The sequence below is a fragment of the Enterobacter cloacae complex sp. 402C9 genome (assembly GCF_050030745.1).
In the GTDB taxonomy this organism is placed as follows: domain Bacteria; phylum Pseudomonadota; class Gammaproteobacteria; order Enterobacterales; family Enterobacteriaceae; genus Enterobacter; species Enterobacter intestinihominis.
Map to the genome: position 1 here is coordinate 2,820,272 of NZ_JBLGUW010000001.1, position 22,618 is coordinate 2,842,889.

Below are 22,618 nucleotides of genomic sequence, written 5' to 3' on the forward strand. Positions count from 1 at the left end.
CGCGATGACCTCTGACGGCTTTTCCCTGAAGCGCTGCATTCTGGACGCGATTTTTTCCGGAATGATCGCCCTGATTATTTTCGGCCCGATTGCGGGCGTGATACTGGATGGTTACAGCTTTACCTTTGACGGCCAGCGGCTGGCGTGGATTGTAGGCACGGTGATGGTGGGACGCTTTTTGCTGAGCGCCTTTTCAGCTACGGCGGCCGGAAGACGTTTACAGGCGCGGTTTGAATCTGACAATGCGGGGGTGTATGTCCGGCCACCGGCGTATAAAAGCCGCATGCGCTGGATCATTCCGCTGATTGTCACGCTGGCGATCTGCTTCCCGTTTGTGGCCACAAAATACTTTCTGACGGTCGCTATACTCGGACTGATTTACGTCCTGCTCGGTCTTGGGCTGAACATTGTCGTTGGCCTGGCAGGGTTGCTGGATCTGGGTTATGTCGCCTTCTATGCCATCGGCGCTTACGGACTGGCGCTCGGGTATCAGTATCTGGGGCTTGGGTTCTGGAGCATGCTGCCGCTGGCGGCGCTAATGGCTGCGGGCGCGGGCGCCCTGCTCGGCTTTCCGGTGTTGCGCATGCACGGGGATTATCTCGCCATCGTCACGCTCGGGTTTGGCGAGATCATCCGTCTGGTGCTGAACAACTGGCTTACCTTCACCGGCGGGCCTAACGGCGTTTCAGCCCCTGCCCCGACCTTTTTTGGCCTGGAGTTTGGCCGACGCGCCAAAGAAGGCGGCGTCCCTTTCCACGAGTTCTTCGGCCTGACCTATAACCCCAACATGAAGTTTATCTTCATCTATGCGGTGCTTTTCCTGGTAGTCATGCTGGTGCTGTACATTAAACACCGGCTGACCCGAATGCCCATTGGACGGGCGTGGGAAGCGCTCCGTGAGGATGAGATTGCCTGCCGTTCCATGGGGCTGAATCACGTTCTGGTCAAACTCTCGGCCTTCACTCTGGGCGCATCGATGGCAGGTATCGCCGGGGTGTTTTTTGCCACCTGGCAGGGGTTTGTTAACCCCACCTCTTTCACCTTTTTTGAATCGGCCCTCATCCTCGCGATTGTGGTCCTGGGCGGGATGGGCTCCACCGTCGGCGTCGTACTGGCCGCCTTTGTGCTGACCGTCACGCCGGAACTGCTGCGCAGCTTTGCGGAATACCGCGTGCTGCTGTTTGGCATGCTGATGGTGGTGATGATGATCTGGCGTACTCGCGGTCTGATCCGCATCAACCGCAGCGGATTTGCCGTGCGTAAAGGAGTGGCGCCATGAACGCAACGATTTTGCGTGTAGAACATCTGATGATGCACTTCGGCGGGATCAAGGCCTTAATCGACGTCAATCTTGAGGTGCAGCGCGGCTCTATTACTGCACTCATTGGGCCTAACGGAGCGGGAAAAACAACCGTCTTTAACTGCCTGACCGGTTTCTACCGGGCCTCCGGCGGCAACATTCTGTTCAATGCACGAAATAAAACTACCAATGTCATTCAGGTGCTCGGCCAGAAACTCCAGCCGGGCGACTGGCTCAGCCCGGCGCAGCTTGGTCAACGCCTGTTCTATAAGATGTTTGGCGGCACGCATCTGGTGAACCGCGCGGGTCTTGCGCGCACGTTTCAGAACATCCGCCTGTTCCGCGAGATGTCCGTTGTGGAAAACCTGCTGGTGGCACAGCACATGCGCGTCAACCGCAATCTGCTGGCGGGGGTGCTGAACACCCCTGCGTATCGTCGGGCAGAGAACGAGGCGCTGGACCGGGCGTTTTACTGGCTGGAGGTGGTGGATCTGGTAGATTGCGCGAACCGTCTGGCCGGGGAAATGTCCTATGGCCAGCAACGACGCCTCGAAATCGCCCGCGCCATGTGCACCGGCCCGGAGATGATTTGTCTCGATGAACCTGCTGCCGGCCTGAACCCGGTGGAGACGCACAAGCTGAGCGAGATCATCCGGTTCCTGCGCGACCACCACGACATCACGGTTTTGCTGATCGAGCATGATATGGGGATGGTGATGGGCATTTCAGATGACATCATTGTGCTCGATCACGGCGATGTGATTGCCAGAGGTAAACCGGCTGAGATCCAGCACAATGAAAAAGTGATTGCCGCGTATCTGGGCACCGACGAAAGCGAGGTAAATCTGTGAGCGCACCGATGCTTCAATTTCATAATGTGGACGTTTTTTACGGGGTGATCCAGGCGTTGAAGCAGGTTTCACTTGAGGTAAACAAAGGGGAAACCGTGGCCCTGATTGGCGCTAACGGCGCGGGGAAGTCAACATTACTGATGTCTGTCTTTGGTCAGCCCCGGATCCGCAACGGGCAGATCCTCTTCTGCGGCGAGGATATCAGCCACAAATCCACCCACTATGTTGCCACCGGCGGCATCGCGCAGGCACCTGAGGGACGACGCATTTTCCCGGATATGTCTGTAGAAGAGAACCTGCTGATGGGGACAATCCCCGTCGGCAATCAGCATGCAGCTGAAGATATGCAAAGCATGTTCGACCTCTTCCCTCGCCTCAGGGAGCGGCGTAATCAGCGGGCGATGACGCTTTCCGGCGGTGAACAGCAGATGCTGGCTATCGCCCGGGCGCTGATGAGCCGTCCTAAACTTCTGCTGCTGGATGAACCCAGCCTCGGCCTCGCACCAATCGTGGTTAAACAGATCTTCCAGACGCTGCGCGAACTGGCCCGTAACGGAATGACGATTTTTCTGGTCGAGCAGAATGCCCACCACGCGCTGAAGTTGTCCGACCGCGGCTATGTGATGGTTAACGGCCAGATTCGGTTAAGCGGCAGCGGCGAGGCGTTGCTAAAGGATCCGGAGGTGAGGAAGGCGTACCTGGGCGGCGTGTGAAGCCTGGAGGCTATAGTGAGAAAAACTCACAGTGATTGCCATTATTAATCGTTTTTCTGATGCGACCGCATTCAAATATCATCTTCACGACCCGCCTTTACGCGGGTCGATAAAACGTTCAGCCGCAAACTGAATAATAATGATAAGAGGATCCGGGGCAAATATGACACTTGATGCGTTATATCAGTTATTGAAAACTGTATTACCACCTGACACCGATTCAGCCGATGATTTACAGGATTTTATGGCCATGCTTATGGCTAAGAAACATCACTCAGAGGCTCTGTCACCGTTTTCGCAGCGCGTATACATGCTGTCCGTTGCCCATCGCGACCCTAAGCAAGCGGCTGCGCTGATTTCAGCCTGTCATCCTGAAGCAGGAAAGCCCCTTCCGCTGCTCGACTTCTCCGGCTGGCCGCACGTGCGCTACGCCACGTCGGGTGAATTACAGACGCCTGAGACTGAAGAATATTTTCACAGGATTTCGTCTGCCGCCACGATATTACGCGGTGCAATTATTGACGCTGAGCAGCAGAAAAACACGCCAGCATTTTATATTCTGGATAAGGTACTCAGCCTGAACAGCGCTTTGCCAGAACGCTATAAAAAGATGGCCAACATCTCTTACTCATAACGGTATTAATAAACCCGGCTTTCATCGTATTCCAGGTAATCGATATCCAGAGCCGGAACGACCGGGGTATGGTTTTGCAGCCAGCCCAGAAGGTGCTGGATGCTCTCTCTTTTGAGCGAATTTTTTGGCCAGACGAGGTAGTAACCATCTCCCGTCGCGATAGCTTCCCTGAACGGCAGGCCCAGCAGGCCGCTTTTCAGGGCATCAAGCGTGAGATGCAGGTCGGCGATAGCGATGCCGTGCCCGTTCATCGCGGCGATACTTCCCTGTTCAAGGGTATCAAACACCATGCCGCTGCTCATATCGAGCCCCGGAAACAATCCTGTTCTTCGCAGCCAGCGCCGCCAGTCACGTCTGTCCGGTGAAGGATGGATCAAATCGCATTGCGAAAGCTGCTGCCGGGCCGGTTCGATAAGCGATGGGGTGCAAACCGGGATAAGCCATTCATGAAAAAGCAGCTGGCTTTCCGTTGTCTCACCAAAACGGCCATTACCGAGAAGGATGGCGCAGTCGTATGGCTCAAGATTGAAATCAACGGTGTCAATGTCCATCCAGACGCTGGCAATCTCCACCTGCGGTTTTGGATGGTTGTTGCGAAAAGATCGCAGCACGTCGAGAAGCCATCTCATGGTCAGGGTGCTGGGTGTTTTTAACCGCAGCAGATGGTTTTCACTGCGAAATGCCCGGCAGGCCCATTCAATGCTCGTGAAGCTTTCGTTAAGCTGTCCGGCAAGCACTCGCCCGGCTTCAGTGACCTCCACGCGAGGACCTTGCCTTTTGAAAAGCTCGCAGTCGAACCACAGTTCAAGGGTACGGACATGTCTGCTGACCGCGCCCGGCGTAATATTGAGCGTTTCAGCGGCTTTACTGAAGGAGTTCAACCGCGCAGCAACTTCAAACGCACGCAGTGCATACAATGGCGGTAAAGACATAGCGTCCCTTAAATGAAAAATTCATTATGCTAAAACTTGTTACGGGGCAATGCCAGCAAGTAAATTATGGAGAAAAACAATGAGCCCCAATATACCGAGTCATAGCGATAGGGGTCAAAATCTATATGCAAAAAGCTGCTGACAAACTCGTAGCCATTGGCAAAGATGTTTATCTGAACGGCTGCAATAGCGATTACAAACACCCTATACGCGATAAATAGCGGGTATTTATGCAGCCTGTTAACTTTTAGTTTGCCGAGATAAAGCAAGAGAAAAATTGCAATAGATACAATAAAATAGGCCACGGCAGGCCAAACAGGTGGATGAAGCGAAAATTCTAACTCTTGAGACATAATCAATTCTCTTTTGCTATCTGGTACATCTGCCACCCCGTAATGCTTCCACTGGTCAAATCCAGCGCCATTGCGGTTTTAAAAGCCTCTTGCCAACCTCTGATATAATCGTGGAATAAACTCCAGGACCTCTCTCTGGGACGCAAAACTTTTCTGCCCGCACCATATGCCGATAAAGAGAGATCAACGACGCCATAGACTAACTCAGCCTGGTTATTACCATAACCTAACTTCGTAGCAGCAAATCTAAAGGGATATCGGATCTGGAAGGAACGCTTAACGAAAAACAGGGAATCGCTGGTCATAAAAACGCGTCACAGACAGCACGTTATGATAGAAAAATTCCTATAGTTCCGGTAGTCGGAGGGCAGTAATGCCCTCTTTTTGTGGTGAAGCTGAATGGCGAAAGAATGGCGAATGGCGAACGGCGAAAATTAGGCACAAAAAAACCACCTTTCGGTGGTTTCACGACACTGCTTATTGCTTTGATTATTCTGCTTTTTCCCATGGTAGCCGGAGTGGGACTTGAACCCACACAGCGCGAACGCCGAGGGATTTTAAATTGGTTGTTAAAATCAGTAAAATCAACGCATTAGAAAATTTTTCCGAACATAGCCCCAAATAACACCAGCTTAAATACATGAACTTACAATCTCTTTGGTGCCAATCTTCGGAATGATTAGTGAATAATAATGCTTCATTCCGTAGCCCTGTACCACGCTTGCCAACGATACTTATCCAGCCGTAACTGGCGCAGGCATTCCGCTGTTTCGATGTCTGCTTGCAGATCTTCGTCGCTGTCTGTTCCAGCTTTACTCGCTCCCTTGCACGGCTCCTGCATCAAATCCGCTGATGGAGTTGGCCGCGTCGAGGGCTCGCTGACGCAGCTGCACAGCGTGATCGTCAAAATCGCACTTAACATGATTCGGGTCGTTAACATATTTCACCACGTCTCGGTAAATGGTCCGGTAAATCACTTTACCCTCTGCACTGGCCGCCGCCGCTTTCTGCTCGCCGATGGCGACGGCTTTCTCAGCTTTCTTCTGCTTCACTTTTGCCTGGCTGTTAACGTGCTCGCTGTGCGCATACCACCCTTTGAGGTAACCTACATAAAAGGTACCGACAAAAAACGCCAGCAGAACGGCCAGTGCTAACAGCTTTGCTTTTATCGTCACTGGTCTATCCCCCAGCACGCTAACGCGCTTTCCTGATCCCGGCGCTCAACCTGACCATAGCAGCCATTCTTCTGGCCTTTGGTCAGTCTACAGTCACGGCCCCCGTCTTTGATCCACCAGCGGATCGCCTCACATGCACCTTTTCGGTCACCGGCATTCATTCGCTTATAGAACGTTGACGGGAAGCATTTGCCGGGTCCGATGTTGTACGGACAGAAGGATGCAATCCCGGCTTTCTGCGGCTCTGTCAGCGGTACCTTGATGTTGCGGTCTACCCATGCCAGCGCCTTATTACGTTCGATGGCGTTTACCTGGTCGCATTTCGCCTGCGTCAGTTTCATACCCGGTATCACCGGCTTGCCATCAACCATTGTGGCGCCACGGCAGATCGTCCAGATGCCACTGCCATCTTTGTACGCGGTGAGACTGTTTCCCTCCTTCTCATTCAGGAACTGATCGAGAATGACCGATGCTGGTGCACCAGCGAGTACCAGCCCCAGAACGGCGGCACTTAGTTTCGCCCGGCTATTCATGATTGAATCTCCGTTTCAGTCATCACCCGCTGGACTTTAGCGACAACTTCGTCGGCCTGTTCGAGGTTGTGTGAATCCGACTTGCTCAGGAACTCGATAACCGCTCTTGTTCGCTGGCGGTCTAATGCCAGACGTTCTGCGGATGTGTGGCGATCAGCTTTAATCTTTGCCCGGCGGTCAAGCCAGCCAAGAAACGAGAGCAGGAAACCGAGAACTGCAAGCACGAGATATGTTAAATCAAGAGTGGTAATGCCGAGATAAGCTGCAAGGGTGGTTAACCCATTGCCGATCCAGGACAGCCAGTTGTTTTGCGGATTCATCCCCAAACCTTACCCCGGAGGGAAATTTATGTAGTCCCGCAAGAGTATGGTTAGGCTACGGTCGGAATCCTGACCATATAGAGAATGTCGATCCAGAGTTATTGTGGTGCTACACTTCAGACCTTTTAGAATTCACTGATTTTTATAATGTTAAAGTTATTCGCCCGATACACATCGATAGGTGTCATCAACACACTCATTCACTGGGTGGTGTTTGCCATTTGTATCTATGCATTTAATACAAGTCAGGCGCTCGGTAACCTTGCCGGGTTTGTTGTGGCTGTATCGTTCAGCTTCTTCGCAAATGCCAGATTCACGTTCAAATCATCAACCACGACTATGCGATACATGCTTTATGTTGGGTTCATGGGCGCCCTGAGCGCAATAGTGGGCTGGACTGCTGATAAGTCTGGCCTGGCACCACCCATCACGTTAATCGTGTTCTCCGCTATCAGCCTGGTATGCGGATTTATATATTCAAAGTTCATTGTATTTAGGGATGCGAAATGAAAATTTCTCTGGTCGTTCCGGTATTTAATGAAGAGGAAGCTATTCCCATCTTCTATAAAACCGTTCGGGAGTTTGATGCACTCAAGCAGCATGAAGTAGAGATAGTCTTTGTCAATGACGGAAGCAAGGATGCCACTGAATCAATCATAAGTGCTATCTCAGTTGCAGATCCGCTCGTAATATCTCTGTCATTCACCAGGAACTTTGGCAAGGAGCCAGCCCTCTTCGCCGGCCTCGATCACGCCTCTGGTGACGCAGTTATCCCGATTGATGTAGATCTGCAAGACCCCATTGAAGTCATTCCGCATCTAATAGAGAAGTGGCAGTCCGGGGCAGATATGGTACTGGCAAAGCGTTCTGACCGCTCTACTGATGGCAGGCTCAAGCGAAAAACCGCTGAGTGGTTCTACAAGCTGCACAACAAAATTAGTAACCCGCAGATAGAAGAAAACGTTGGTGATTTCCGTCTTATGTCTCGGGAGGTGGTAGAAAACATTAAGCTCATGCCTGAGCGAAACCTTTTTATGAAAGGGGTATTAAGTTGGGTCGGTGGAACTACTGACGTAGTCGAATACGCCCGCGCAGAACGCATTGCCGGGAGCACAAAGTTCAATGGGTGGAAGCTGTGGAACCTAGCTCTTGAGGGAATTACCAGTTTTTCTACTTTCCCCCTGCGCATTTGGACTTATATAGGCCTATTTGTCGCCAGTGTTGCTTTCATTTACGGGGCATGGATGATTATCGACACCGTTGCGTTTGGCAATGCAGTTCGTGGTTACCCCTCCCTGATAGTTTCAATACTTTTCCTTGGTGGAGTCCAGTTGATAGGGATAGGAGTACTAGGGGAGTACATTGGAAGGATTTATAATGAGGTCAAAATGCGACCTAGATACCTGATTAAGAGAAAGGACACAAAATGAAGATGAAGGTCTCATCAATATTAACAATTACAGCTATTTTCATTCTGGTGCTAATTCCGAGTCTGCACGTCCCGCACCTTTCTGACGACTATTTCTATATGGCCATTGCTAATTTGCATGACCAGCTTGGGCACTATAAAGAGTGGAGCGGACGAATAGTCACAAACATATTCAGCGCTTACATGATGAAATACGCCAGCCATACGGTGTATATGAGCCTTAACGCTATGGCTTTCACTGCAATAGCTGTGCTGATTTCTTCTATTCCATGTGCAGTATTGCGCGGAAAATTCAAACTATACCCTATTGGGATGGTTGTAATTTTCACTCTCATGTGGATAGCAAACCCTGCACTTGGCGAAACATCATTCTGGTTCGTTGGCTCTGCTAACTACCTATGGCCGTCCATGTATGTCTCATTATTCATGGTAATCGTTGCTCTTCAGAAAGAGAAAATGGCAGCATGGAAATTACCACTCGCATTAGCAATGGGATTTCTCGCGGGTTGCTCAAATGAAAACACATCTGTAGTTCTTATTCTCCTTACAGTTGGCTATCTGGTATACACAAGAAAATTAAATGTATCTTACCCATACCTGATAGGGTTATTGGCTGGAGCGGCGGCTCTTCTTCTTAGCCCTGGCTCCGCCAAGCGTTCACTCGTCTTTACTGACTGGCATTCTCTGTCGTTTTTAGGCAAGCTGGATCTTCAGTTGTTTACGAGAATGCCTGACTCTCTTACAGGATTTTGGCAGGTCTACCTAGTAATCATTTTTATGGTCCTATGCCACGCAATCATTGGAATCAAGGACCGCAAACCGTTTGTTGCTGCCGCAGTGTTTTTTATCGCTGCTCTTATGTGCAATGCCGCCTTCCTCGCGTCTCCATACATGCCAGCGAGAGCATATATTGGATCGCTTTTCATGCTCCTGATAGCCACATCTTTTATCATCTTTGGGTTTGATGAAAATGATTCCAATATTGCAAGGTTAGTCGCTCCTGGTGTGGCTTTACTGTTCTGTATCGTTTACTTTATTCCATCATACACATTCTTCACTCATTCTGTTCTAAGCACCTGGAAGCAAGAAAAGATAAGAATGGAGATGTTGGCTGAGCAAATTTCTAATGGTAGCAAAGACCCTGTAATACCTAATTATTACTTCCCAAGACTCCTAAAAACCACTGATGGATATCCAGTTTTTCAGAACCCGTACATGCTTTACCATTTTGGCGTGAACACCATTACAGAAAAACAAATTGGATTCGATTATTCAGCGCTAAGTAAGTGTAATTATGTTAAGGTAGGACAGCGTATCTTTGATGGCGTTACACTTGAAAGTGTTTGTCTTTTCCATGATAAAATCTCAGGTGATACGAAAATATTATATCGCACAGTAGGTGATATAAATAAACTGTTTAACAATGGATATGCGTTGTACTCTCATGTTTTCATGAAAGACGGTTCGACCTTCAATAAAGATACCGTTGAGCAAGCACTATTTATTGATGGTTACTGGTATACTTACAGCGACGCTAAAAACATAGAACTAGACAAGATTAAGGAAATAAAAATAGGAATATATAATTCAAAAACTGTAGAGATATATTCTAACGTTATCGTTGAACCGTAAAATAAAAGCCCCTTAAAGGGGCTTTTTTATTATCGTGATGCAGTAATTACCATCATTTCCAGAGCGCCGCCATTAGTTTGCGCTGTCCCAGAATCAATTTTTGCCTGTGCAAACACCTTATCTCCAGCCGCTAAATCACCAAGAAAAGTAGATACGTTTGCAGTAGTGGCTTTTGGCATTGTAAGAGATCTAACTATTGGCGAACTTCCTGACGGCGTAACAAAAATATCAAGTGAAATAGTAGCGCCGGAGTTAATTCTAATAACAGAATCAACTTTTACGTTTTTTAAACCACCAGTGGGCACAGTAAAAACGCCGGATGATATATTAGCTCGCCATCTATATGTATCATCATTAAACGTTGGTTCTGCCCATATAACAGTATTTAACGATGTATTTAATGTCTGCCCATTAGCATTTTTAAGAATTGCAACAGGTCTTTCTGTAAAATGCAGTATTCCACCAGAGACAGCCTGCAAACCTTTTACGAAGTTGGTGCCGAATCCTCTTTCATCGTAGTAAACATGTGTCAACGGGCCAGCAACAATGTTTGGCTGAATTCTTTGTACCGGAGCATACAGACTCATATTATCAGTGTGGATACTACCAGCGTAGTCAGCTAAAGATGAATCATGAACTGATATCAGACCACCATTATCTTGAGAGTGGTATCCATGGTCCCCATAAACTGATACCGATGATCTGTTACTTATAGGTGATGGTACACCATCTAAATTTGCTATTAATACGCGCTGTGCTGCACATTCAGTATGCACCTCTGAGCTTGAATAGTTCCCATAAGTATTACCGAAATCAGGGTCTGCTATTGGTGACAATAACACGCCTGCGCCAAAAATATTGTTATTGTGCTGCAATTCACCACCAATATGTTTGACTTGTGCTCCTACAATAGTAATTGTGTATTGGGTTACAGGCTCGAGATCTCCTGCTGCACCAGATACCGCATCGAAGCCAATAATATTAATGTAACATTGAGTACCAATAGCCTTAACAGCACATGGAGTACCAACCGTATGCCCTCCCATTAACGACATCTCTGAAACCAAAGCTCCAGGATAGGCCAAATCTCCGAACTGAATACCAACCAGAGCATAACTACCAATCAATCCATAGAGGTATGAGAAACTAATTCCTGAACCATCGCTCCATAGCTTGCATGCCGATTTAATTCCTAAAAGGTTTACCCCAGAAGCCTCAACCCGGCCATAAATTCGTAAACCAGCACCATTTTTGAAACCAAGAACGTGAGTTCCTGATGTATACATTGGATAGATAAAGCAATTACCAATTAACGTAAGGCCCTGCAACCCAACAAATGTAACTGGTTGGCTAATTTTGAAGATCCCATTAATTGTTGCCGTCACGTAAGCATTACTGGTACAGGCATCAGCCCATGCCTGAAGGGCCGCATAAGAATCGGTCGCCCCGGTAGGATCAGCACCAAAGTCGGCAACAGCATCTAACTTTCTGATGAAGCGTGCAGAAACAGGAGAACTAATAGCTTCTACCACCCCCGGCTGCTTAAACCACGAAAGATTTGCACCGGTTGGCTTTGCCAGTTCGATTAAAACATCCGCAGCAGAGCCGGATTCAGGAAGAACAGCAATCGGATCTCCATCTGCATTGAATGCCAGAAGTTTATTTGCGCGTTGACTTACAGGCGGGACAACTTTTACTGAGCTTTCCGGTACACGTAAAACCTTTGCTAAGGAGACCGACTCAACATAATTTTTTGTAGCGGCATCCTGAGGGTTCACCGGATCCGCAAGCTTTTCAATCCGGTACCCTTCGGCATTAAATGGACCACCGAAAAGCGGCCGGCGAAGTGCCAGCCCAAGATAAATAAATGACCGTTGAATAGCCATCCATAGACGATCAAAGTCTTTATTAACCGTATCAGCCAATAAGTCGCCGTTGTCCTGGTAATCTGTGAGCCGGTATGTTGGTACCACGCGCTCCAGCATCACGACAGAACCGTTGGCGGGTGGAGTGATAAAAATGACATCTCCGCCACCGACGTTGCCCGCACCCGAGACGCTATAACCGCTGGTGACCGGTGTCCCGTTAATGGTCACCTGTATATCACTGGCGTTGATAATATAAAATTCGAAGGGAAAAACGGTCGTCAGACCGTTAGCGTTGTAAATTATGTACGGAGTCTGGTTCGGTACCGACATGATGGGAAACCTCTGGCAGGTTAGTAATCGACGTCGACCAGATGATCTCCGTCACTTAACTGCCAATCTTCGCGCGCATGCCCGGTCGGAATCCCGACCACTTTCCCGATGCGTACAGGGGTCTGACTTATTGCTCCCGCGCCAGAGTCTATAAAGTCGTCCGGCTGGTTGGTCAACGCCGGGTTAAAGTCACGCATCTGGTCGTACACAGGGCCGTCGAGCACGTCAGTATGTGCCCACAGGAATCGCGACGACAGCGGCGCTTCAAACGCGTCAAGGATACGTTTCTGCTTGTTAGTGATGCTGAATTCTTCCCGAACACCACAGCTGGTACCCTTGAGCGCCTGACGCAGCAATTTACCCGCGAAGCTGCCGGGTCCGTTTACCTCAACGCACACAACCGGGATCTGATATTTGAGCACCAACTCTTTTATCTGCGCCACCTGGCCGCCAGTGATTTTGTCGTTGTCGTCGAATTCGGCCAGCTCCCCCGTAAGCTCCTGGCAGACATGCCAGTACAGGTGGCCGCGTGCGTCGGTAAGTATCAGAGAGAACGCCGAGGCGTCGGCCTTAACTTTACCGGTTGCCACATCCCACCAGGCGACCGCACCAACGATTTGCACGTTACCCAGCCACAGCGAAGCCGTACGGTTCGCATAGCGAATTTGAGGATGAATGTTGTATTCCCGGATGCGGTCAGGGTCGAGGCGAACGTCTCCAACGGGTTTACTGTGCAGCTGATACTGGCTATCCCACTCGTTAATCGTGCGGGTTTCTTTGCGGCGGTTTTCCATTTCTTCACGGGTGAACCGTTCAGGCCAGGCGCAGTCTGCATAAAAATCGATAACCGTGTCCGGTGCGGCCGCAAACTCAACGCCGTCGGCGGTCAGCTTATAATCCACATTTTCGACCAACAGCCGCGCCGCCTTGTGGATGCCAGCAAAAACATAATCCGGACGAAAAGGCACGGCGTAGCGCAGCTGCGAGGCCTCTTTCGCTTCAATGCGCTTTTCTTTATCAAATAACCGGATGGTAAGACAGTCGGCTCCCATAGACTCCACCTCATCATAAAGGCTGTCATGTGTGTGCGGTGTACCGATATAAAGCTTGCGGCCGCCGGGGATCAGGATGTGGGTTTGCTCTCCCAGGCGATAGCGCAGCTTTTCGCGCGCCTCCGGAGTCTGGATATTACGTGGTACCTCCACGTCGTCGTTCTGGCATTCGTTGGCGCGCGCCGAAGTTACGTTAGACAGGATGCCTTTTGCGTACATGCTGCCGTTACGTAAATCCAGCGCGCCATTAACCCACCATTGCTCAACGGTTCCCTGCCCGTCAGGGAGCATGCCTTTGGTCAGCGGATGATTACGCAGGACGTTCTGAGTGTCACGGCTGGTTTTATACGCGGTTCCGTCTGATTCCGACTGGTGAAGAATTCGGTACTGACGATCGCAGTAGTATCGCCAGGCATTATAGACCGCAAGGATCGTTGATTTACCGAAACCACGGAAACAACGAAGCACCGCGAGGTTTCCGCGATGCTCCAGCCAGTGGCAGGCCTGATAGTGGCAGTCCGGAACGTCCCAGTTCATTCGCTCCGCCCACATTAAAAAGAAGGCGAGGAACGAAATCATTTTTTCCCTTTCTGCAGGCGCTCAATAATGGCGGCCGCCTCTCGCTCAGCTTTTGAAACCTGCTGGCCCAGCGCAAAGGCTTCATCATCCTGACCTGGATTATCGGATGGCGTACCGCCGCGCGTTTGCATGCCAATCAGGGAGTGCACCTTAATCAGCAGCGTCAGCGATGCGGCTGCATTCTTCTTATCCCAGTAGCGATCGCCGCGTTCATCCTTGGTCAGTTCGCTCGGTTTCTTCCCCGCCCCCGGCCAGTTTTCCGGATCGGCTTCTTCGAGCACCACGTCGGTGAGTTTATCACTCAGTGCGGTAAGGCGTGTTTTGTAATCTTGATGCATAAAAAAGCCCCGTAGTGAATACAGGGCTATGATGGAGCAGTCCAGAGGTCGGAATCCCGACCGATTACCGCATGCCGGGGTCAACCTGATTTATCAGCGGCGCTATCCAGAAAAGATTATTACCCGGCAGCAGCGTACGCACGTTATGCAGTACCCGATCGCCAGCATCGCCGTTGAGCACGCCAGCGGTCACATCGGTAACGGTATCGAGCAGGCCGAACGTTGGACCAAGCGCAGAGCCAATAAAACCACGGCTGGCATAACGTGACTGCGTTCCGGTACCGAGCAGTGCACCCAGCCCCACCATACCGCCGGAGGCTTTTTCTGCCATGTTGTTATATTCCATCAGCGGGCCGAGAATACCGGATCGGTCGATACCCTCAATGGCCAGTTTCTGAGGCGACCAGTCAACCTCTTTACCATTTGCAGATTGTTTAAGTGCGTACGTCAGTGCGCCGAGGCCAATCTGGAAAGCGGTACCGTAATAAAACTGGCCGGTTCCCTCCTGCAGGCCGCCCAGCGTTGCGCGGTTGTAGGACGCGGTAGCGAACGATTTAAACTGGAAGATAGTTTTACCCAGCGGCGTGCTGGCCCACAGTGGTGTATCACCGATCCCCGGTGTGATAACGGTATTGTTAACGTCTTTGAGCACCGCCGACTGGAAGACACCAGCCACATGCTGATCGTCCCATTTTTCAAAATTGCCGATATGCCAGCCATTGATTACCTCGCCGTGCTTTTCGAATTCGCTGCGGATACGCGCGGCCATATTGTCGTTAATGCCGAGCTTGGCAAGGCGGCGGCCAGCGAACGCGCCGGACAAAATGCCGTCGGAGGTGATCATCCCGTTTACCGATTTGTTCATATCGTCGAAGTGGCCCATCAGCGTGAGCTTGCCGAACGCATCGGTGACGCGCTCCATTCCCGCTTCTACCGCTGTAGTGCGGGCGGAACTGTCTACCAGGTCACCCATCGTACGCGCACGGGTATGCAGGATGGTTTCCAGCCCGACGGCCATTTTTAACTGTTCGGCCCGGCTGGCCTTGAATGCCGGCGACCGGGTTATCAGCGCAGAGTAGCCGCGCATGGTATTGCCAAACCCGTTAACCATCACACCACGGGCGAGATCAGGAATAGCGGAAACGGTCATACCGCCCAGCTTGGTAACAAAGTTAGCGCTGCGAAGGAACGCGCCAGCACGTACGAAAAATGATGATGGATCGTCCGGCATGCCGTAGGTACCCGCCAGACGGTCGCGCAGCGCAGTGATATCACGAATATCGTTATCGCGGGCTTTCGCCAGCTTCGCCTGGTCTTTGGGGTTCTGACGCATCAGCGCATCGTATTCATCCTGAATATCCTTGAGCTGCTTTTCCAGCGATTTGTTACCGAATGCGCGCGTCAGCTCAACCTCTGCTGACGCCTCGCGGATATGACGCTGCAGTACATAATTGGCGTCGCTCTCCAGATAATCTTTCATCAGGCGATCGGGAACGCTGAGCGTACGCGACCGGGTACTGCCTGCCGCTTTCACCATAAAGACGTTCGCAAAATCCTGAGGAATTTTTGCGCCGACGATTTTATTGATCGTGGCATCAGCAGTAATTTCCGCCTCTTCGCGTGACATGGTTTTTTCGCCGCGCGACCACCAGTCGACCAGCATCTCGCGGAATTTATCACGCTCGTTGACGATCTTGCCGACTTTGTACACGCGGGGGAAATAGCTTTCCTGGCCGATGGCTTTCAGTTCCTCGTCGGGCGGCAGCAGGCCAAGCTTTTGCTGCGCCACTTTCACCCGGTTAACCACGGTGCGCATTGCCTGCGCCGCTTCCTGCACCACCGGGTTAGCATGCACATCGCCACTGCGCATGGCGTTACCGACTTCCTCACGGAACTGGGAAAAACTCAGGTCACCGCCAGCGGCTTTATACTGGCTGTAGGCCTGCTTGTTCGTCACCACGACGGCGGCCTCTTCACGACGCCACCCGCGAACGCGGGTTTCTGCCGCGACGGGTGTCTCAATACCCCGGGCGTTACCCTGCAGTGTGTAGTTATTTTCTGCCAGCTCCAGCGCCGTACGGCGGGAGGTTTTGGACGGTGACTCCATAAGACGGGTGAACGGCGTCAGATAACTGCCCGCCTTGCGTGCCAGTTTACCAACCGGACCGCCAGCTGCAGGAGTGAGATCCTCGAGCGTTGCCTCGCTGATTCTCGCCGCGCCGACGCTGCCCCCTTCGGGGAGCGAGGCAGCAGCTGTGTCCGTCGCTGACGTGATGCTCATATTATCGAGCGCGTCAGCCACTTCGCGCGTGGCCGCAGTGCGAACAGATGGCGATAACGCAGCCCCGGCAGCAGCGAATACGCCGCTCATCAACGCACCCGCTGCGACGTGGGAGGCGCTTTCCCCCCACGTGCGTGTTATCTGCTGATTATTCAGCACAACCTCGCTCGCTGCTGTTGCAGCTGCACCGATTGCAGCCTGCGACGCGATACGGGCAACCGCGCCGCCCTGCGCACCGGGGATAAACATGGAAGCTACGGTGACAGGGTCTACCACTCCGGCTGCAATGCTGGCGAGGACACCTTCGCCGCCAGCCTCGGAAAGTACCCTGCGGTCCTCGTTTTCGTCGTCAATCTGTTGTTTCAGCCAGGCGGTCTCCTCCGGCGATCGGGAATCAGCAAACGCCGAGCCCCACTGTTCGTACCCGTGCAGCTCGGTTTTATCCGCATAAGGGTTATAACCCTCTACCGGCTCAAACTGTTTGGCCGGGCGGAACATTTCGCCAAGCAGGTTATTCTGGCGAAATGCTGCCCCCCAGACAGAGGGCTCATCCTGTTGAGGCTCAGGGTTGGTACCTTCGGGTAAAGGCACATCAAATCCTGTAGGTGCTGCCAGAACATTACCCGCCGGAGTGAATCCGTTATTCAGTTCTTCAGGAGTGGCGTATACCGGCATTATTCAGTGCTCCACGAAAAGTAATTTTTAACCCTGTCCATACGCTCGTTATGCAGACGTTTATATTGTTCATCGAGCGCGCGGTGTTTATCTTTGAACCCGCGAATATCCTGACCGCGTTGCAACTCATTGCGATCATGTTCTTCGCGCTCTTCCTGCATTTTTTTGTATGGCGCCCACTCTTCCAGTAACGGTTTCCAGCGCATCGGCCTGCCGTACGAATCGTAGAACGGTTGTACCGCCTCGATACCATCCTTATCTTTTGTTCGCACCATGATGGCATAATCGCCATTGCGGGCCGTCAGCACATCAGGGGTAATTTCCAGATCGCCGCCAATACGCGACTCCGGCGTTTTGCTGGTGACAGTTACCGCGTTACCAGAAGTGATCCCAAGCTGCGCTGGGCTGGTGGTGATCTCGCCCTTGCGCTCGCCGTACATCAGGTTTTCTTTTTCTTCTTTCCATTGTGCAGCTTGCCAGCCTGACGGACCGTAGTTATAGAGCGCCTCCGGCGCGTATTTCATAAGTTTTGCGTCGCCGTTAACCTCGCTGATACTCCATGTGCGGGCGATCTGCTGGTTGGTCATTTTTTTGGCCGCATCCGCATTACCGCCGGTAGTGCGGTAATTGATGTCGTACAGCGACTGGTAATCGTTGCGGAAACGTGCGGCCTCCGGCGTCTGATCGTCGGCAGATGGATTTCCCCAGCTAAAGAAGCCCGACATGCTGCTCACCGCAGAATCCATCGCTTTGCCACGGTCTTTTTTGTACTCCTTGGTGCTCTGGGTTGATGCCAGTTGCGCTTTGAGTGCATCGGTCTGGTTGTAGGTCAGATTCTGCGCCTGTTCGATAGCGGTTTCGGACGCCATGCCAGAATCGGTAAGCTGTTTAACGGTGAGATAAAATCCCTGCATATCCTTTGGCATGTCGCCAACAGACGCGGGATCCGTGTCATAGAGGCGATTAAATAACTCAGCCCCCTGACGGACCGCCTCAGGACTGCGCGCGCGGGATATCGCCGATAACTGGGTGGTTACCTGCGAAGGAATGATCCCGGTCTGGGCCACCTGCTGCACAATCCCGTCATGGGTGGTGGCGTCGTTAATCCGGAAGTTTTGCGCCGTTTGCGTGGCGTCGGCGGCTTTTTGCATGGATTTATTGGTAGGGTCGAGTTTCTCGCCCATAGACAGCGCTTCGTTAAAACGACGGGTATCACGCTGCGCCTGTATCGCTTCATTGCTTTTCTGCACCAGCGCGCCGAGCTTGCCATACGCATCGAGCTTGAGCGCATAATCTGGGTCATTTGCCTGAGGTTTGAGCTTTGCGATTTCTGCCTGCTGCTGTTCCGGGGACACGTACTGTATCGCCTGGAAGGTTTTGGCGTTGTTGATCGCGATATCGAGCTGCTTAACGGCTTTTGCTCCCTGCTCACCGTACGCAAACATAATTGACGCTTTATCAGGCATAGCATCCGGCACTTCACCGTTATACAGCTGCGCCATCGTATTATTTAGGATAGGGTCGATTTGCTCGCGCAGGGCTGTACGCTGCTCACGGATTTTCGACTCAGCAATGTTATCGATTTTGTTAACCGACACAGGATCGAGACCGGTTTTATTTTTACGGTACCGAGCCAGCCACCCGCGAGTTTCAGAGGGCAGCTTGCTGATAAACTCAGACTCAGAAATTTCGCCCTTGCGTGGGTCTCCGGTTTTCGCGATCAGCTTGTCAACGTTACCCATACCCCAGTTATAGGCAGCACCCGCCAGCATTTCAGAGCCATATTTACCGTACAGCTGATTTGCGTAATCGCTCGCCAGCAGGGCATTTTGTTCTTCATCTGCCGGGTTATATTCAACTCCGCGCTTCGCCGCCAGCTCTTTGCCCGTATCTGGCATCAGCTGGTATTTTCCCTGCGCGCCGGCGGACGAAGTGATAATGCTGCCGTCAGCATTAAAATGCTTACCGCCGGATTCAACAATCCCGATGGCGCGCATATCCAGCGCACCGGTATCTTTCACGGGAAAATCGCCATTTAACCAGCCCTGTGGGTTTGTAACCGCGTAGTTCTGGGCTCGCTGGTCCATTGCTCGCAAATTGGCTTCAGAAACAGCCTGGTCTATTTGCTCCTGTGACCACCCCTGCGCCTGGCCATACAATGAAATTGAGTGCTGCCGGGCGCTGCGAATCAGTGCGGCAGCCTGCGGATCGTCAAACGCCCCCGCTTCCTGTTCAACAGACGATTTAACCGTCGCGTCGAGCTGCTGGCGCTGCGCCTGTTCAGTCTGGCTACGCTCAAAGCTGTTATAAGTGCTGGCTCGGCGGATCTGACCCGCTTTCCACTGCGCGTCAAAATACTGCAGCTGGCTCTGCGGTACGCGTTTACGGGCCTCTTCGTAGTCGGAAGAGTCCTGTTTATCCATGTCCAGACCAACGCCGGAAGACTTGAACCCCTGCCGGGTTACCAGCGCGCCGGTCTCCGGGTTTTCCCAGCGGTCACTGGATTTCGCATCAAGATCGGTAAGGATAGCCTGGGTTGCCGCCACATCCGCTTTATCCTGCGTGCGCTGTACCTCATCAGCAGTCTGACCTAAAGCCGCCCCCAGACCTGCGACTGCGTTACCTATTTGCCCGACATTACTGACACTGACGCGGGTAGGATTCGCCTGCGGCGTAACGTTACCAAAATTACCCGTTGGAATTCTCACGGTTATTTACTCCCTGCTTTTTTCCAGCCGTTATATGCGGTACCGCCCGCGCTAAGCACAGAGCTACCCGCGCTGATGTAGCCAGATGTTGAAGCGTTACGGCCAGAGATACGGTCAGCGGACGCCTGAGAATTCAGTCTGGCGCTCTGGTTCGTACCGTTCAGAATGGTCTGGTAAGCATCCTGCTCAGCATCGCCAACGATATCGGACTGAATACGCAGCGCCGTGCCTTCCCCCGTGTCCACACCAGACCCGGCAAGAGAAGCTCGCGCTGCAGCTGCCTGTGCCCGTCCAGCTTTACGGATGCGATCGGCTTCCACCCGTGCAGCTGCTTGTGCAGCCTCGGCATCAGCTTCCGCCTGCGCAGCCTGATAGTTGGACATTTTCTTTTGCTGCTGCCCGCTATAAACCGCGCCACCGGCGGCAAGCACGGATGCGCCAATAGCCGCAATTTCCACGCCAGTACACATTTTTAAACCTCCATTGAATACAGCAGGCCGGAACGTTTCAGACCAAGACGGGAATACATTTCGCCGGTGCGTTCTTCATGTACGCCCGTGGTTATGCCCATGTTTATGAGCGCGGCACCGTGTTCTTTCGCCCAGGTGATAAAAGCTTTAGCGAGACGCGGGCCCGCAGTGCCGCCGCGATGCTCCGGAGCGACAAAGAGCCCATACTCAAAGGCCATCAGCTGTCGGCTGAACCACTGCTCAGCAATGCCACCAGCCATCCAGCCGATGACTACCCCCTCTTTTTCTGCCACCAGTACACACCCTGCGGGCGACGCGATAACGCTTCGGGCAAGCTCTGCACACTTTTCTTCATCGAATGGTGAGTTTTGCGAGTACCGGGATTCGATATACATCCGCGCGCCCAGCTCGATCAGCGCCGGGATATCCCCGGCTGTTGCGTTACGTACCATGTCAGCCCCCGTTACTGGTGAATGTGAAAATAATTGCAAGAAGATGGAATGGAAGCGGCTGGCGCTGCTGGATAAGCAGAGTGTCTTCCCCGCGTTCCCAGCCGAGTTTTCCCCAGTAGTGATCGCCGGTGAAAAGTGGCGCTGGCTGGTTGAGGATTTTCGGCCCGAACCGGCGGAACGGAATAACCTGGCCGTTGCACTCTGCACCTGTAGTATCGAGAAACCGCATCGTCACTTCGCTGGTACGCTTTTTCGCATTCTGGGTGGTACCTTCGGTAGTGGAAACCTCCGGCGATAGCGTTTCGATCGTGCTTTCGAAGTGCAGGCCGATCTCCACGCTTTTAGCCTTACGTGACAGGGTGATTTGACCAGAGGAAACGGTGTACTGCGGCATAACTGCACCATCGGCCACCACATCAACCGTCTGCCCCTCAAGATGCGAAAGCCCCGACCATGTCGTAGCACCATCGCCGCCGCTGGCCCCTGTAATGGCTGAATCCGTATAGAGTTTGCTGTCGAACACCTCGACATAACGTACGGTCTGGCCGTTTATCTCGCGACGGACGATCGCATAAACCACATCGTCAGCTTCCGATGGGATGGTCGCCAGCGACTCAAACGCGCCATCTGTGACCTGACGTGACCATGCAATTACATCCTGACCACGGTCAATAGCCATCGTGACCGCAGCGCCATCAGCCCGGACCATCCAGATAAACGCATCCGGCTGTTGCTGGTATGCCATATCCAGCACGCCGCCAGCGGTGATGTGCTCGGCCAGCACCGTCATATCGTTGGCGGAATAGGAAACAAAGCTGTCCGGGTCGTACGCTACCGCGTAGAGTTTGCGGCCAGCGCGCTGCACAAACATGATTTCGGTACCAACGCGCACCGGGCGGATCCCGTTGCAGCCGTACGGGCTCGGATTTTTCACCGAGATATTGGTCGGCGTAATAGCTGCATCGTTGCCGGAGGTGATCGTAAACTCGCCGCCGTATGTCAGCGCAATCAGGGTATTCATCTGCGCCAGATGCACAATCGGGTTGAGCTGGTCTGAAGACAGCGTGAAGCTGATCGCGTCATCATCCTCGGTGCCAATCTCAAAGGACAGATAAACGCCCGTTTCGCTCCACCAGATTGTTTGCGGATATTTTGGCGAACCCGCCAGGACAAGGCGCTGCTGGTATAGCGTCACCGCGCCGGGGTAACCAAATTCATCGGTCCAGACTGTGTCCTCACGCGTCCATGATCCTGGCGATGCCGCCTGCGTTGCCGTCAGGTCGCTGCGAATGGTACCGACGGCAATCTGAGCACTGGTGATGCTTTTAATCAGCACCAGACCGCCGTTAAGGCGAACGTAGGAACCCACATCCTGAGCAACCCAGCCCGCGCCAGTGAATGGTGGATTTGGGGTGTCTCCCGGTTCCGCATCGCTCAGGGTCAGCGTAATTTCAGAGCCCACGAACTCTTTGACGGATGGCTTACACCATTTCTGCGGTGTATCGCGCACCTCGTCGAATGGCTCAACGATGAACGGTGCCGGTTCAAGCACCCAGTCTGTTTGACCACGGCGCTGGAGGCGGTGAGGCTTCACAGACTGATGAACCAGAAACATGGTGTCAGCGCCCTGGACATAATTCACGGCAGCCAACATATCGGCGGTGTATGGGCTGGCGATTTCATAAGGCGTATTGTCGCCGTTAACCAGCTGCTTACCGTTCTGATAAATACGCATGTAGCCGTCGCCGAACTCCAGCATGTAAGCCTGAGACCGGTTGAACACGTAGGGAATAAGACGTGATTTTTTATTGCCGAATTTCGTGGCCGCCGCAAAGCGGGTACCAGGTCTGCGGACAACACCACCCTGCACGACCACTACCGCGTTTTCGATAATCTTCGCGCCGTTGGCGTAGCGGGCAATATCAACGCGCCCCATCAAACGTGGGGAAACTTCGCCAGCTGTAAAATTGGTTTTTATAAGGTTCGCGCGCAT

General features: G+C 52.3%; 21 protein-coding genes and 1 pseudogene. 8 read left to right on the plus strand and 14 right to left on the minus strand.

What is annotated here, in order from left to right; genetic code table 11:
• The first annotated feature begins 4 nt into the window (after positions 1 to 4).
• From livM to ACQG1K_RS13485, 4 genes are all read left to right on the plus strand, one after another.
• Positions 5 to 1,279 (plus strand): high-affinity branched-chain amino acid ABC transporter permease LivM, encoded by a 1,275-nt coding sequence (gene livM, locus ACQG1K_RS13470; RefSeq protein ID WP_426720837.1) that lies wholly within the window; start codon positions 5 to 7, stop codon positions 1,277 to 1,279.
• Complete coding sequence (locus ACQG1K_RS13475) at positions 1,276 to 2,151, plus strand: ATP-binding cassette domain-containing protein (RefSeq protein WP_367074260.1); 876 nt, start codon at positions 1,276 to 1,278, stop codon at positions 2,149 to 2,151. Before livM ends, ACQG1K_RS13475 begins: the two co-directional genes overlap by 4 nt.
• Positions 2,148 to 2,864, plus strand: a complete 717-nt coding sequence (locus tag ACQG1K_RS13480) for an ABC transporter ATP-binding protein (protein WP_367074258.1) — start codon at positions 2,148 to 2,150, stop codon at positions 2,862 to 2,864. Before ACQG1K_RS13475 ends, ACQG1K_RS13480 begins: the two co-directional genes overlap by 4 nt.
• A gap of 163 nt (positions 2,865 to 3,027) precedes the next feature.
• Positions 3,028 to 3,498 carry a hypothetical protein gene (locus ACQG1K_RS13485; RefSeq protein ID WP_038416290.1) on the plus strand — a complete coding sequence of 157 codons (471 nt, stop codon included), beginning with the start codon at positions 3,028 to 3,030 and terminating at the stop codon, positions 3,496 to 3,498.
• A gap of 5 nt (positions 3,499 to 3,503) precedes the next feature.
• Here the strand turns inward: ACQG1K_RS13485 and ACQG1K_RS13490 are convergent, their stop codons facing one another.
• The 3 genes from ACQG1K_RS13490 to ACQG1K_RS13500 are packed head-to-tail and all read right to left on the minus strand — an operon-like array spanning position 3,504 to position 5,088.
• Positions 3,504 to 4,430: a LysR substrate-binding domain-containing protein gene (locus tag ACQG1K_RS13490; protein ID WP_032624025.1), complete on the minus strand. Its 927-nt coding sequence runs from the start codon at positions 4,428 to 4,430 to the stop codon at positions 3,504 to 3,506.
• Between the two features lie 29 nt (positions 4,431 to 4,459).
• The gene (locus ACQG1K_RS13495; RefSeq protein ID WP_023306512.1) at positions 4,460 to 4,783 is read right to left on the minus strand and encodes a hypothetical protein; all 324 of its coding nucleotides are present in this window, start codon (positions 4,781 to 4,783) and stop codon (positions 4,460 to 4,462) included.
• A 2-nt stretch (positions 4,784 to 4,785) separates the two neighbouring features.
• Complete coding sequence (locus tag ACQG1K_RS13500) at positions 4,786 to 5,088, minus strand: DUF4225 domain-containing protein (RefSeq protein ID WP_226862944.1); 303 nt, start codon at positions 5,086 to 5,088, stop codon at positions 4,786 to 4,788.
• Here ACQG1K_RS13500 and ACQG1K_RS13505 point away from each other — a divergent pair.
• Positions 5,026 to 5,157: pseudogene (locus tag ACQG1K_RS13505) on the plus strand (integrase); the annotation flags it as partial. The gene ACQG1K_RS13500 and the pseudogene ACQG1K_RS13505 overlap by 63 nt on opposite strands.
• Positions 5,158 to 5,595: 438 nt before the next feature.
• Here the strand turns inward: ACQG1K_RS13505 and ACQG1K_RS13510 are convergent.
• Genes ACQG1K_RS13510 through ACQG1K_RS13520 form a run of 3 tightly spaced genes read right to left on the minus strand, consistent with a single transcriptional unit; the run spans position 5,596 to position 6,811 of the window.
• Positions 5,596 to 5,958: a hypothetical protein gene (locus ACQG1K_RS13510; protein WP_367074255.1), complete on the minus strand. Its 363-nt coding sequence runs from the start codon at positions 5,956 to 5,958 to the stop codon at positions 5,596 to 5,598.
• Positions 5,955 to 6,491 carry a lysozyme gene (locus tag ACQG1K_RS13515; RefSeq protein ID WP_059346959.1) on the minus strand — a complete coding sequence of 179 codons (537 nt, stop codon included), beginning with the start codon at positions 6,489 to 6,491 and terminating at the stop codon, positions 5,955 to 5,957. Before ACQG1K_RS13515 ends, ACQG1K_RS13510 begins: the two co-directional genes overlap by 4 nt.
• Entirely contained in the window at positions 6,488 to 6,811 is a 324-nt protein-coding gene (locus ACQG1K_RS13520) for a hypothetical protein (protein WP_063202146.1), read from the minus strand. Before ACQG1K_RS13520 ends, ACQG1K_RS13515 begins: the two co-directional genes overlap by 4 nt.
• Before the next feature lie 147 nt (positions 6,812 to 6,958).
• Here ACQG1K_RS13520 and ACQG1K_RS13525 point away from each other — a divergent pair, with 147 nt between their 5' ends.
• The 3 genes from ACQG1K_RS13525 to ACQG1K_RS13535 are packed head-to-tail and all read left to right on the plus strand — an operon-like array spanning position 6,959 to position 9,872.
• On the plus strand, positions 6,959 to 7,321 hold the full coding sequence (locus ACQG1K_RS13525) for a GtrA family protein (protein ID WP_054830380.1): 363 nt from the start codon (positions 6,959 to 6,961) through the stop codon (positions 7,319 to 7,321).
• A complete protein-coding gene (locus ACQG1K_RS13530; protein ID WP_367074252.1) occupies positions 7,318 to 8,241 on the plus strand; it encodes a glycosyltransferase family 2 protein in 924 nt (307 codons plus the stop codon). The genes ACQG1K_RS13525 and ACQG1K_RS13530 overlap by 4 nt, the downstream gene beginning before the upstream one ends.
• Positions 8,238 to 9,872, plus strand: coding sequence for a DUF6056 family protein (locus ACQG1K_RS13535; protein ID WP_367074250.1), 1,635 nt, complete (start codon positions 8,238 to 8,240; stop codon positions 9,870 to 9,872). The genes ACQG1K_RS13530 and ACQG1K_RS13535 overlap by 4 nt, the downstream gene beginning before the upstream one ends.
• Before the next feature lie 29 nt (positions 9,873 to 9,901).
• Here the strand turns inward: ACQG1K_RS13535 and ACQG1K_RS13540 are convergent, their stop codons facing one another.
• The 8 genes from ACQG1K_RS13540 to ACQG1K_RS13575 all read right to left on the minus strand — a co-directional run bounded on the left by ACQG1K_RS13540 (position 9,902) and on the right by ACQG1K_RS13575 (position 22,618).
• Positions 9,902 to 12,070, minus strand: a complete 2,169-nt coding sequence (locus ACQG1K_RS13540; protein ID WP_367074248.1) for a phage tail fiber protein — start codon at positions 12,068 to 12,070, stop codon at positions 9,902 to 9,904.
• 20 nt (positions 12,071 to 12,090) lie between these two features.
• Complete coding sequence (terL, locus tag ACQG1K_RS13545; protein WP_059346218.1) at positions 12,091 to 13,701, minus strand: phage terminase large subunit; 1,611 nt, start codon at positions 13,699 to 13,701, stop codon at positions 12,091 to 12,093.
• Positions 13,698 to 14,039: a hypothetical protein gene (locus tag ACQG1K_RS13550; RefSeq protein ID WP_047359753.1), complete on the minus strand. Its 342-nt coding sequence runs from the start codon at positions 14,037 to 14,039 to the stop codon at positions 13,698 to 13,700. Before ACQG1K_RS13550 ends, terL begins: the two co-directional genes overlap by 4 nt.
• 64 nt (positions 14,040 to 14,103) lie before the next feature.
• Positions 14,104 to 16,995, minus strand: a complete 2,892-nt coding sequence (locus ACQG1K_RS13555) for a hypothetical protein (RefSeq protein ID WP_059346963.1) — start codon at positions 16,993 to 16,995, stop codon at positions 14,104 to 14,106.
• On the minus strand, positions 16,995 to 19,703 hold the full coding sequence (locus ACQG1K_RS13560) for a transglycosylase SLT domain-containing protein (RefSeq protein WP_059346964.1): 2,709 nt from the start codon (positions 19,701 to 19,703) through the stop codon (positions 16,995 to 16,997). The genes ACQG1K_RS13555 and ACQG1K_RS13560 overlap by 1 nt, the downstream gene beginning before the upstream one ends.
• A gap of 2 nt (positions 19,704 to 19,705) precedes the next feature.
• Positions 19,706 to 20,173, minus strand: coding sequence for a hypothetical protein (locus tag ACQG1K_RS13565; protein ID WP_023305517.1), 468 nt, complete (start codon positions 20,171 to 20,173; stop codon positions 19,706 to 19,708).
• A 2-nt stretch (positions 20,174 to 20,175) separates the two neighbouring features.
• Positions 20,176 to 20,625 (minus strand): GNAT family N-acetyltransferase, encoded by a 450-nt coding sequence (locus tag ACQG1K_RS13570; protein ID WP_059346965.1) that lies wholly within the window; start codon positions 20,623 to 20,625, stop codon positions 20,176 to 20,178.
• Position 20,626: 1 nt separating this feature from the next.
• Entirely contained in the window at positions 20,627 to 22,618 is a 1,992-nt protein-coding gene (locus ACQG1K_RS13575) for a hypothetical protein (protein WP_059346966.1), read from the minus strand.